11 protein-coding genes are annotated in these 11,331 nt (G+C 69.0%); 1 reads left to right on the top strand and 10 read right to left on the bottom strand.

From position 1 onward, the window contains the following. Positions 1–12 precede the first annotated feature (12 nt). The 7 genes from ACIA03_RS13545 to ACIA03_RS13515 all read right to left on the bottom strand — a co-directional run bounded on the left by ACIA03_RS13545 (position 13) and on the right by ACIA03_RS13515 (position 8,374). Entirely contained in the window at positions 13–1,647 is a 1,635-nt protein-coding gene (locus ACIA03_RS13545; protein WP_396983182.1) for a M4 family metallopeptidase, read from the bottom strand. 161 nt (positions 1,648–1,808) lie between these two features. Then, positions 1,809–2,912, bottom strand: coding sequence for a glycosyltransferase family 2 protein (locus tag ACIA03_RS13540; RefSeq protein WP_396983872.1), 1,104 nt, complete (start codon positions 2,910–2,912; stop codon positions 1,809–1,811). Between the two features lie 20 nt (positions 2,913–2,932). Continuing rightward, on the bottom strand, positions 2,933–4,336 hold the full coding sequence (locus ACIA03_RS13535; RefSeq protein WP_396983180.1) for a purple acid phosphatase family protein: 1,404 nt from the start codon (positions 4,334–4,336) through the stop codon (positions 2,933–2,935). 74 nt (positions 4,337–4,410) lie between these two features. Then, positions 4,411–5,319: a pseudouridine-5'-phosphate glycosidase gene (locus ACIA03_RS13530; protein WP_396983178.1), complete on the bottom strand. Its 909-nt coding sequence runs from the start codon at positions 5,317–5,319 to the stop codon at positions 4,411–4,413. Then, entirely contained in the window at positions 5,316–6,254 is a 939-nt protein-coding gene (locus ACIA03_RS13525) for a carbohydrate kinase family protein (protein WP_396983176.1), read from the bottom strand. Before ACIA03_RS13525 ends, ACIA03_RS13530 begins: the two co-directional genes overlap by 4 nt. Before the next feature lie 94 nt (positions 6,255–6,348). After that, the gene (locus ACIA03_RS13520) at positions 6,349–7,617 is read right to left on the bottom strand and encodes an alpha-hydroxy-acid oxidizing protein (RefSeq protein ID WP_396983174.1); all 1,269 of its coding nucleotides are present in this window, start codon (positions 7,615–7,617) and stop codon (positions 6,349–6,351) included. Positions 7,618–7,729: 112 nt separating this feature from the next. Next, complete coding sequence (locus ACIA03_RS13515) at positions 7,730–8,374, bottom strand: TetR/AcrR family transcriptional regulator (protein WP_396983172.1); 645 nt, start codon at positions 8,372–8,374, stop codon at positions 7,730–7,732. Between the two features lie 81 nt (positions 8,375–8,455). Between ACIA03_RS13515 and ACIA03_RS13510 the strand changes: the two genes are divergently transcribed. Further along, positions 8,456–9,337 carry a sterol desaturase family protein gene (locus ACIA03_RS13510; protein WP_396983870.1) on the top strand — a complete coding sequence of 294 codons (882 nt, stop codon included), beginning with the start codon at positions 8,456–8,458 and terminating at the stop codon, positions 9,335–9,337. 58 nt (positions 9,338–9,395) lie between these two features. Here the strand turns inward: ACIA03_RS13510 and ACIA03_RS13505 are convergent, their stop codons facing one another. Genes ACIA03_RS13505 through ACIA03_RS13495 form a run of 3 tightly spaced genes read right to left on the bottom strand, consistent with a single transcriptional unit; the run spans position 9,396 to position 11,328 of the window. Further along, positions 9,396–10,022: a hypothetical protein gene (locus ACIA03_RS13505; protein WP_396983170.1), complete on the bottom strand. Its 627-nt coding sequence runs from the start codon at positions 10,020–10,022 to the stop codon at positions 9,396–9,398. Next, positions 10,019–10,819 carry an HAD family hydrolase gene (locus tag ACIA03_RS13500; protein WP_396983168.1) on the bottom strand — a complete coding sequence of 267 codons (801 nt, stop codon included), beginning with the start codon at positions 10,817–10,819 and terminating at the stop codon, positions 10,019–10,021. The genes ACIA03_RS13505 and ACIA03_RS13500 overlap by 4 nt, the downstream gene beginning before the upstream one ends. After that, complete coding sequence (locus ACIA03_RS13495; RefSeq protein ID WP_396983166.1) at positions 10,816–11,328, bottom strand: GNAT family N-acetyltransferase; 513 nt, start codon at positions 11,326–11,328, stop codon at positions 10,816–10,818. Before ACIA03_RS13495 ends, ACIA03_RS13500 begins: the two co-directional genes overlap by 4 nt. Positions 11,329–11,331: the final 3 nt, after the last annotated feature.

Genomic DNA, 11,331 nt, shown 5'->3' with positions numbered 1-11,331 from the left:
ACCTTGGTCCTGCTACTTCACGTTCACGCCGGCCCACGCCGCGTTGACCGCGGCGAACTCAGGGCTGGTCGCACCGTAGAGGTCGGTGGCGGCCGAGAGGGTCGCGAGGCGTGCCTCGGCGTAGTTCGTCGACGACGTCATGTACGTGGTCAGCGCCCGGTACCAGATCTGGACGGCCTTGTCCCGGCCGATGCCGCTGACGGTGGAGCCGTCGTAGGTCGGGGAGTTGTAGCTGACCCCTCCGATGGTCTTGGCGCCGCTTCCCTCAGAGAGCAGGTAGAAGAAGTGGTTGGCCGGACCCGAGGAGTAGTGGACGTTGAGGCGCTTCAGGCTCGTCGACCAGTAGTCGGCCGAGCTGCCGTCCTTGCTCGGCTTGTCCATGTAGCGCAGCGGCGTGCCGTTGCCGCGGATGTCGATCTTCTCGCCGATGAGGTAGTCGCCGGCGTCGGAGGTGTTCGCGGCGTACCACTCCACGGCCGTCCCGAAGATGTCCGAGGTGGCCTCGTTGAGACCGCCGGACTCACCGCGGTACGCCAGGTTGGCGGTGCGCGAGGTGAGCCCGTGGCTCATCTCGTGCCCGGCGACGTCGAGCGAGGTGAGCGGCTTGGCGTCGGCGGTGCCGTCGCCGTAGGTCATGCAGAAGCAGGAGTCGGACCAGAAGGCGTTGACGTAGGCGTTGCCGTAGTGGACGCGCGAGTAGGCCGCCTTGCCGTCGTTGGCGATGCCGTTGCGGCCGAAGGCCGTCTTGTAGAAGTCCCAGGTCATCGCGGCGCCGTAGGCGGCGTCGACGCCGGCCGTCTGAACGTTGCCCGGGGTGCCGTCGCCCCACTTGTCGTCGGCGTCGTTGAACAGCGTGCCGGTGCCGGTGGTGCCGTGGTTGAGGTTGTAGGTCTTGTGACCGCCGCGCACGGAGTCGATGAGATCGAAGGTGGAGCCGTTGGCGGTGGTGCCCACGGAGACCGAGCCGCTGTACATGCTCTCGCCGGTGCCGGTCTCGATCTGCTCCTCGCTGTCGAGGACCTTGCCGGTGGCCGCATCGGTGACCACGCGCAGCTCGCTCGGGGTGCCGTCGGGCTGGACGCCGTTGACGACCGTCTCGTAGGCGAGCACCGGCTTGCCGGCGCGAGCCCAGACGACCTTGCGCGGGGCCTCGGCGGCGGTCCCGGTGTTGTCGGCGGCGACAGCAGTGGCGGTCGCCTTCTTCTCGGCGGCGGCCGAGGAGATGGCCGCGGCGGTCGAGGCGACCGCGATCTTCGCCGAGGTCGCCTTGTCGACGCCGTCGACCGCGCCGTCCTTCGCGACGTGGACGACCAGGTCTCCACCGAGCACCGGCATCCCGGCGTACGTCCGCTCGTAGCGGGTGTGGACGGTGCCGTCGGCGTCCGTGATGACATCGCGGGCGATCAGCTTCTCCTGCGCACCGAGGTGGAGCTCCTTGGCCGTGGCACCGGCATCCGCCTGAGCGGCCCGGAGGTCGGCAGTCCGCTGCGAGGGGCTGACGGACGTCGCTGCGCCGGGAGCGGTCGATTCGGCCGCGCCGGCGCTGCCGGCCTGGAGGCCGAGGCCCAGGGCCATCACTGCGGCCGCTGCGAGCGCGGTGGTGCGGAGCACCACCTTGCGTGAGGTGGTGAAGGAAACGTCGTTCACTGAGGCTCCTTGGATCTCAAGGGGTGGGGTTGGCCCAACCCTGAGACGTTGCCCCCCGAGTTGGGTGACGTGAGACTGCCAGGAGCCGAATACTGCGGTACATACTCAGGTAATTAATTTACCCGGGTATGCGGAATCGTTACCCGTGGGGGGATGCCGGATCAGAGTCCGACGGGGAGCTCTTCGCGGGTCGCGAAGGCCTCGATCGCCCGTCCAGGACCCTGCTCGTCGATCATCGCGATGAGGTCGGCGAGGGCGTCGCGGCGGTCCTGCCAGACCAGCCAGGCCATCAGGCGCTGGCCACGCGGGACGGTGGTCTCCTCGAAGGGGACGCCGGCGTCGTACCAGAACTCGTGGACGGCCTCGCGCAGCAGCGACCAGTAGCGGTCCGGGTCCTCGGTGGTGGGGGTGACCGCGGCGCGGAAGTGCTCCCACATGTCGATCGGAAGGATCTCCGTACGCAGCGTGCGCATCAGCTTCCCCGAACCCGAGCCGGCCACCAGGGCGACGGTCTGGCGCTTGGTGTCGATCCGCTCGATCAGGTTGGCGACCTGGGCGCGCTTCTGGGTCGCGGAGGAGAGGTCGGACCGGACCCGCCAGTCGTAGACGACGTCGGTGAGCACGTCGAAGGTCTTGGCGGCCAGGAACGCCTGGGTCAGGGCCACCTGGTCCTGGTAGCGGGTGCGCTCGGGGAAGGTGATGGCGTTGTCGGTCCAGAACGCGCGCTGGAAGATCTTGTTCCACACGAACACGTCCGCGAGCATCAGCGGGGCGTCCTCGATCCGGCACCTGAGGCGGGTCCGGGTGTGGTTGCGGCGCATCAGCGGGGTGACGTACCTCCGCTCCTCGCCGTTCACGAGGGTGAGGCGCTCGGCGGAGCCGACCGCGAAGTCGGAGCCCGTACGCCGCAGCGACTTCACCATCGAGCTCCAGGCGTCGCGGGGCAGGATGTCATCGGGGTCGACGAAGGTGAGCAGGTCGCCCGTGGTGGCCTCGATCCCGGCGTGACGGGCGATGGAGACGCCGGAGTTGGGCTGGGTGATCAGCGTGACCCGAGGATCCTTCGCCGCGATCTCCTTGACGATCTCGGCCGATCCATCGGTCGAGCCGTCGTCGACGACGACGACCTCGATGGCGCAGACCTCGCGCAGCGGCTGATGCAGGATGCTGTCGAGGCTGTCAGCGACGTACTCGGCCACGTTGTAGACCGGCACGACGACGCTCAGCAGCCTCGGCTTCCTCCTTCTGAATCCCCCCACGCGCATCAACTCTAAAGGGATGGGCATCAGCGCGACCTAGCGATGGTGAGCGTGTCGACCGCGGAGCCGTCGGAGGCGATGACTTCGAGGTCGAGCCGGGCCTGCCCATGGGCGTCGCGAGGATGCGCGTCGAAGAACGCGACCGAGTGGGTCGCGTCGCCGACGGCGCGGTAGGTGGTCGGCTCGGGGATCTTCAGGCCGTTCTTGTCGGTGTAGTAGGAGAGCACCGGCAGGACGTCGGGGTAGGTCGAACCGCCACCGCCGCCGGCGGTGATGTAGATCGTGCCCTGGTTGGTGCTGACCGTGGAACCGCGCGGCGCCTCCTGCACCGGCTTGCCGCCGCGCATCAGGTGGGTGCGCTCGTAGCAGTGGTTGTGGCCGTTGATCACGACGTCGACCTGGTAGCGGTCGAAGAGCGCCTCCCAGCGGTCACGGATGCCGCCGTCGGAGGCGTGGGCGATGTTGGTGCAGTAGGCGCACTGGTGGAAGCCGACCAGGATGAAGTCGATGTCGTCGCGGGCCCGGAAGGCGGCCAGCCGGTGCTCGAGCCAGCTGTCCAGGGTCGCACCGAGGTAACCCGCGTTCCGTGTGTACTCGTACGTCGCGTCGTTGCCGTCGAGGGCGATGAAGGCGACGTTGCCGCGGACGAAGGAGTAGGTCTCCTGTCCGCCGCCGGCACCGTTGCCGGGGAGGTGGAAGCGGGCGCGGTAGCCGTCGTAGCCGAGCTCGCCGTTGCCGTTCTCCATCTCGTGGTTGCCGACGACGGTCATCCACGGGATCGCGTTGGCACTGGGCTGGATCTGGTTCAGGAACTCGTCCCAGACGCCGAAGTCCTGCTGCGCCTCCCCACTCTTGCCCTGGCCGCCGGTGTCGGCGTAGGCGATGTCGCCGACGACGAACGCGAACTCGGCACCCTGCTGGCGGATCAGGTTCACGTTGCGTGCGGCGTCCTCGGCCACGCCCATGTCACCGAAGGCGGCGAACCGGAACGACCCCGTGGTCTTCGGGGCGGTCGTGAAGGAGCCCCTGGTCGCGGTGCCCCCGTCGTGGCTGAGCCGGTAGTAGTAGCGGGTGCCGGGCCGCAGGTCGCTGAGGTCGACGTGGTGGTAGACGCTGTCCACCCGGATCGAGGAGACCGACTCGGGCTGCAGGGTGAGGCCGTAGTCGGGTGTCACGCCCAGGTCGAGCCGCGGCGCCTGCACCGAACCGGCGGTCGACCAGGAGACGTTCATCTGCCGTGCCGGGTTGGTGCCGTAGGACAGATGTACGCCGGCGGCCGGTGCGGCCGACCTGGCCGCCTGGGTCCACAGCATCGGGCCGGCGACGACGCCGGCGCCACCCATCAGGCCGGCCTTGAGCAGGGTGCGCCTGGACGGGGCGATCCTGGACGGGGCCATCGTGTTCGGGCCAGCGTGGGGGCTATCGGTCACGGGAGGATCAACGCATAGATAGGCAAGACGTTAGGCCACGTCCGGTGTCTCCGGGGTGAACGAGTGGTGAGTAGTTAGCGGATCGCAGCATGGGATACGGCCATTTGCGCACCGAAGGCTGCGTTGTGCCGCACCAGCGCGATGTTGGTCGCCAGCGAGTCTCCGCCGGTCAGCTCGACGATCCGGGCCAGCAAGAACGGGGTGATGTCCTTGCCACGGACGTTGCGGTCCTCGGCGTCGCGCAGGGCCCGGTCGATGTGGCTCCCGATCACCTCGGCGGGGATCTCGTCGGCGGCCGGGACCGGGTTGGCGATGACCAGTCCGCTGGGGAGACCGAGGTCCCAGGTGGCCTTCATGACGTTCGCCGCCTCCTCGGGTCCGTCGATGCGCAGCGGCGCCGCGAACCCCGAGCTGCGGGAGTAGAAGGCCGGGAACTCGTCGGCCCCGTTGACCAGGACCGGCACCCCGTAGGTCTCCAGCGTCTCCAGGGTCAGGCCGATGTCGAGGATCGACTTCACCCCGGCGCTCACCACCGCGACCTGGGTGCGGGCGAGCTCGGTCAGGTCGGCGGAGATGTCGAAGGTTTCGCTCGCACCCCGGTGTACGCCGCCGAGCCCACCGGTCACGAACGTCCGGATCCCGACCATGGCCGCCAGGCGCATGGTGGCCGCGACCGTGGTCGCACCGTGGAGGCCGCGGGCCACGACGTAGGGAAGGTCGCGGACGCTGACCTTGGTCACCTCGGGGTCGGAGGCGAGGAGCTCGAGGTCGTCGTGGTCGAGGCCGGCGCGCGGGATGCCGTCGAGCAGCGCGATCGTGGCCGGGACGGCGCCGTTGTCGCGCACGATCTGCTCGACCTCGACGGCCATCTTGACGTTGTCGGGATAGGGCATGCCATGGCTGATGATCGTCGACTCCAGCGCGACGACCGGGCGGCCCTCGGCGAGCGCCGTGGCGACCTCCTCGGTGAGTCTCACCTTCACGCCAGCTCCCGCACGAGGCTCTCGCTGAGGTCCATCCGGACGGTGTCGTGGGTGCCGCAGGTCAGCGCGGCCGCGGCATGCCCGAACCTTGCCGCCTCGACCAGGTCGACGTCGCGGAGCGCCTCGTGCATGAAGGCGGCGAGCATCGCGTCGCCCGCGCCGGTGACGTCGACGACCTCGGTCGGCATGGCGGGGAGCTCCTGGTAGACGTCGTTGTAGCTGATCACCGAGCCGCGGGCGCCGAGACGCACCCAGACGACGCCGACGCCGCGGTCGTGCAGCGCATGGACGGCCTTCTCGATCTCCGCGTCGGAGCCGGCGGGCAGGTCGGTCAGCGCCGCCAGCTCGGCCTGGTTGGGCGTGACCAGGTAGAGCTCCCGATCGGCGCGGATCAGGTCACGCGCCCGCTTCGCCTTCGGCACCGAGACCGGGTCGAACCCGACCGGCACGTCGAACTCGTGGGCGAGGTCGATCGCCACCTCGGCGGTGCGGACCGGGATGTTGCCCTCGACGAGCACGCCGCGGGCATTCTTGATCAGGTCGCGCGCCGCCTCCACCACCAGCGGGGAGAACTCGTCGGTCGCGGCCATGTCGGCCACCGCGACCACCAGCTCACCGGAGGAGTCGAGCACGGCGTTGTAGGTGCCGGTGCGTACGTCTGCCCGGCGGCGCACGTAGGTGCAGTCGACGCCGACGTCCTCGGTGTAGCTGATCACCTCGTCGCCGATCGGATCGTCGCCGACGACCGAGACCAGTGCCACCGCGTCACCCAGACGCGCGAGGTTCTCCGCGACGTTGCGGCCGACGCCCCCGGGCGAGAGGCCGGCGGATCCGGACATGCTCGAACCCATCACCACCTGCTCGTGTGCCCGAGCGTGGAGATCCATGTTGGAGCCGCCGATCACGACGATATCTGGCGGTATGTGCGGGTTCATCACCTGCATCGTAGGTGGGGTCCTCGGATCGCGCTCCCTCATAAAGTATGAACTTGGCACTGTCCAGGCGTGTCCCTGCTCTCACCCGCTGCACTCAGCCGAGGAGCTCGCGGCCGATCTCGTCGACCGAGCGGCAGCCGACGAGGCCGAGGGAGAGGTCGAGCTCGGCGATCATGTGCTCGATGACGGCCTGGACACCGGCGGCACCGGCGAGGGCGAGGCCGTAGACGTAGGGGCGGCCGAGGAGGACCGCGTCGGCGCCCAGGGCGAGCGCCTTGAGGATGTCGGCGCCGGAACGGATGCCGGAGTCGAAGAGCACCGGGATGCGGCCGTCGACCTCGTCGACGATGCTCGGCAGGGCGTCGATGGAGGCGATGGCACCGTCGACCTGACGGCCGCCGTGGTTGGAGACGATGATCCCGTCGACGCCGTGCTCGAGCGCGCGGCGGGCGTCCTCGGGCGCCTGGAGCCCCTTCAGCACGATCGGCAGGTCGGTCATCTCCCGCAGCCGGTCCAGGTCGTCCCAGATCAGGTCGGAGCGGGAGAAGACGTCGAGGAACGTCTCGACCGCGGCGCGGGCCTGACCGGAGCGGAGGTTGTCGACGAGCTTGCCGGGATGGTGCTGGGCCATCGAGGCGACCGCGGTGAGAGCGGCGGGGATCTCCCGGATCCCGGGGCGCACGCTGGTCCCGGTGTTGCCGGAGAGCCGCTCCTCGACGACGGCCCGGAAGGCCGGGTCGGAGGTGTACTGCGCGATCCCGAGCCCCCTCGCGAAAGGCAGATAGCCCAGATCGAGATCACGCGTACGCCACCCCAGCATGTGCGTGTCGAGCGTGAGGACCAGCGCGTCGGAGCCGATGGCCTCGGCGCGGCGTACGAAGGACTCGACGATCGACTCGTCCTTCGACCAGTAGAGCTGGTAGAGCCGTGGGGTGTCACCGAGGTCGTCGGCGACCTCCTCCATCGGGACGGACGCCTGCGTGGAGATCACCATCGGGACGCCCGTCGCGCGGGCCGCGGCGGCGACCTCGTGCTCCGCGCGGGGGTGGGCGAGCTCGAGCACGCCGACCGGGCCGAGCATCAGCGGCGCCGGCATGTCCACGCCGAACAGCGTGGTTCGCAGGTCGCGGTTCTCCACGTTGGTGAGCATGCGGGGAACGAGGCGGTAGTGGTCGAAGGCCGCGGTGTTGGCCTCGACGGTGCGCTGCTGCCCGGCGCCGCCGGCGACGTACGCCCAGGCCTCCTTGCTCATCACCCGATGGGCCGCCTCGGCGAGCGCCGAGGGCTCGGTCGGCACCACGGGACGGTGGCCGAACAGGCCCTTGCGGAAGATCGCGGACTGCAGGTCTCTGCCGATGCTCACGCCGCGTAGGTTACTGGGTTCTGCCGATCACCGGCCGGGATGTACGACGGGGAGTTCTGCAGGGGCTACGCGCGGGTAACCCCTGCAGAGCTCCCCGTCGTACCTCGCCGACTCAGCCGGCACTGAGATCGGCCACGAGGTGAGGCGGCAGCGCGGCGCCGGAGAGGGCGGTGATCAGCCGGTGACAGCGGTCCGTCATCTCCGCGGGTGTGACCCCGGGATGGTCGAGCCACCAGGTGATCAGCGCATCGACGGCGCTCATCCAGACCGCGGTCAGCGCGGAGGCGTCGAGGGGGTCGTCATCACCGACGAGCCTCATCAGCTCCCCGACGCCTTCGACGGCGAGACGGGTGATCCGGTCGGTGTAGACGGCGCGCGCAGACGCCACCTCACCGTCGTCGGGCGCTGACGGGTCGAAGAGGAGCCGCCACAACCAGGGCTGCGGCTCGAGCGTGCGGAAGAGTCCGTCGAGCGTACGCAGGCCACGCTCGAGGCCGACCGAGTCGTCGGCGGCGACCCGCTCCATCTCGGCGGCGAGCGTCTCGGCGCCGTAGTTGAAGCTGGCCAGGAAGAGGCCCTCCTTGGAGCCGAAGTACTGGTAGACCAACGGCTTCGAGATGCCGGCGTCGGCCGCGATCCCGGCGACGGATGCCTTGGCGAAACCCACGGTGCCGAAGACCTCGCAGGCGGCTCGGACGATCTGCAGCTCGCGGTCGGCGCGTGGGACGCCCTTGGTTCCAGCGTTGGCCCGTGACATGTCCAGGAGTCTAGCGGCGGCATATGACCTTGAGGTAACTTACTCCAAGGTCATATCCCTGGGAGGTCCCCCGTGAACGACATGCTCGACCCGTTGAAGAACCCCTTGACGTACGCCATCCCGTTCTTCGTGATCTCGATCCTGATCGAGCTCGCGGCGCTGAAGTGGCTCGACCACGACGACAACCTGGCCGGTTACGTCTTCAAGGACGCGCGCACCTCGATCCTGATGGGCCTCGGCTCGATCGTGTCGATGACCGTGTTCAAGGTGCTGACCTTCGCGGTCTACGCGGCGATCTTCGCCTACGCCTCGCTGTGGCAGATCCCGGGGACGTGGTGGGGTCTGGCGATCTCGGTCGTGGTCGTCGACCTCGCCTACTACTGGAACCACCGCTTCGTGCACCGCACGCGCGTCGGCTGGGCGGCGCACCAGGCGCACCACTCCAGCGAGTACATGACGTTCGCGACCGCGCTGCGGCAGAAGTGGAACCCGTGGTTCGAGTTCTTCTTCTTCCTGCCGCTGCCGTTCCTCGGCATCTCACCCGCGGCGATCTATCTCGCCTTCTCGATCAACCTGATCTACCAGTTCTTCGTGCACACCGAGACGATCGGCAAGCTGTGGCGTCCGCTGGAGCTCGTGCTCAACACGCCGTCGCACCACCGCGTCCACCACGGCTCCGACCCCGAATACCTGGACAAGAACTACGCCGGCATCCTGATCGTCTGGGACCGCCTCTTCGGCACGTTCCAGCCGGAGCACCAGCGCCCGACGTACGGCCTGACCTACAAGGTCGACACCTACAACCTGCTCCGCCTGGAGTACGGAGCCTTCCGCGAGCTCTGGAACGACGTACGCAGCGCCGACGGCTGGCGGCTCAAGCTGAGCTACGTCTTCCGGCCGCCGGGGTGGGCGCCTGCGGCGGTCGGTTCGTCAAGGGACGCAGATCATGCGTCGCTTCCCTAGCGGAGTTCCGCTAGGGAAGTGTCGGGTCGCCTGCATACCTTGACGAACCGACACCCGCTCAAGCAGCCTTCCGCCGCCCGAGGATCTGCACGACGATCAGGCCGAGGAGGCCGACGACGACGAGCACGACGCCCGGGGCGGCGACCTCGACGAGCTTCGCGCCCTCGGGAGACGCGGGCTTGCTGAAGCTCACCTGCTGAGGCTCGGGGGTGATCACCTCGGGGAACTCCTTGGCGATCTCGGCCTGGAGCTTGTCGGTGTATTCCTCGACGCGCGGCGCACTGCCGGCGACTAGGAGGGTGCTGCCCTTCTTCTGCACGAAGAAGTAGTAGTCCTCGTTCTCGGTCAGCGACTTCTTCTGGCACACACCGGGGTTGAGGGCGACCTCGAGGCTGCTGCCGCTGGTGACACCCTTGAGCGCCTTGACGACGGTCACCGGGTAGACCACCGGGCCGCCCTTCTTGGTCGCCTTTCCGGGGCCGGTCACTCGCGCGTGGAAGACCAGTGGCTCCTTGACCGCGTCGGCGAGCTTGAAGGCGGGGCACTTCGCGGGAGCCGTCACAGCCGAGGTGGCCGGGGCGGCGGAAGCAGGTGCGGGGCTCGTCGTGACCACCGCTGTCGCGGCAAGAGCAACGGCAGCGAGGAGCTGGGGGACGCGGCGCATGGCGAAGATCAAACCAGTCACAGGCCGAAGACTCCAGCCAGGACCCGCGCGACGCCGTCATCTTCGTGCCCGGGCGCGAGATGGGATGCGCAGGCGACGACGCTCGGGTGGGCGTCCGCCATGGCGTAGGACGTCCCGGCCCAGGTCAGCATCGGCAGGTCGTTGGGCATGTCACCGAAGGCGATCACGTCCGCGTCGGAGATGCCGAGCTCCGTGCAGACCAGCTCCAGCGTGGAGGCCTTGGTGACGCCCGGAGCGCTGATCTCGAGCAGCGGGAAGGACGAGTGGGTGACGTTGACGCGATCACCGACGACGGCCACCGCGGCCGCCAGCAGCTCGTCGGCGTCGTCGTGGTCGGCACTGCGGGCGAGCAGCTTGATCAGCGGCTCCTCGGCGAGCTCCTCGATCGCCGCGACGCGCTTGGCGGGCTCCATGGTGCCGGACACGTGGGGCGCGAACGCGGGCTCGCAGGACCAGCCCTCGAGCGACTCGGTCGCGAAGACCAGCCCGGACAGACTGTCCTTCAGCGTCGTCGCCACCTCGGCGGTGAGCGCCGGCTCGATCAGCCGGGTGAGCCGGGGCTGATCGGCGGCGACGTCCCAGACCAGCGCTCCGTTGGAGACGATCGCCAGTCCGACGCTGCCGATGTGATCGAAGAGCTCGCGGGTCCAGCGAAGCGGCCGCCCGGTCACGAAGATGACCGGCACGCCGATCTCCTCGAGCTTCACGAGAACGTCACGAGTGAAGTCCGAGACCGAGCCGTCTGCCCTGACCAGAGTGCCGTCCAGGTCGGTGGCGACGAGCTTCGGCGTACTCATTCTTCCATTCTGCCACCGGGGACCGGCCTGGCCATCACCAGATGCCCGTCCTCGTCGGCGCCACGGAGGTCGGTGAACCCGCACTTGGCGAGCACTCGGAGGCTGGTCGCGTTGGTGGGTTCGACCGACGCCCGGATGCGTACGCCCTCCTGATCCGCACACGCCAGCAGAGCCTTGAGCGCCTCGGTGGCGAAGCCCCACCCGCGTGCCTCTTCGACCAGGCCGTAGCCGACCTCGGTCTCCGGCGTGCCGTCGGGCGCGGTGTCGGGCGGCCCGAAGAAGCCGATCGAACCGAGGACGGTCCCGTTGCGCACGATGTAGCGGGAGCTCCACGGGTCGCCCTCGACCCACATCGTGGCCGCGTCGCGGTCGTCCTCGCGCGGGAACTGCGGGTGCCAGCCCTGCGGCCGGCCGTTCCGGCCCTGCTGGTCGACGATGGCCTCGATGTCGGCCCGGGTCCACAGCGGCAGCGTGAGCCGCTCGGTGAGGATGGTGGTGGGAAGGGTCACGAG

Source organism: Nocardioides sp. NPDC051685 (assembly GCF_044453405.1).
Classification (GTDB): domain Bacteria; phylum Actinomycetota; class Actinomycetes; order Propionibacteriales; family Nocardioidaceae; genus Nocardioides.
Note: the sequence above shows the minus strand (reverse complement) of the source record. Positions and strands in the feature narration are given on the sequence as shown.

Excerpts from the sequence above, each read along its gene's own strand:
- ACIA03_RS13540 (WP_396983872.1), bottom strand. The coding sequence starts at position 2,912 with ATGCGCGTGGGGGGATTCAGAAGGAGGAAGCCGAGGCTGCTGAGCGTC.
- ACIA03_RS13525 (WP_396983176.1), bottom strand. The coding sequence starts at position 6,254 with ATGAACCCGCACATACCGCCAGATATCGTCGTGATCGGCGGCTCCAAC.
- ACIA03_RS13515 (WP_396983172.1), bottom strand. The coding sequence starts at position 8,374 with ATGTCACGGGCCAACGCTGGAACCAAGGGCGTCCCACGCGCCGACCGC.
- ACIA03_RS13510 (WP_396983870.1), top strand. The coding sequence starts at position 8,456 with ATGCTCGACCCGTTGAAGAACCCCTTGACGTACGCCATCCCGTTCTTC.
- ACIA03_RS13500 (WP_396983168.1), bottom strand. The coding sequence starts at position 10,819 with ATGAGTACGCCGAAGCTCGTCGCCACCGACCTGGACGGCACTCTGGTC.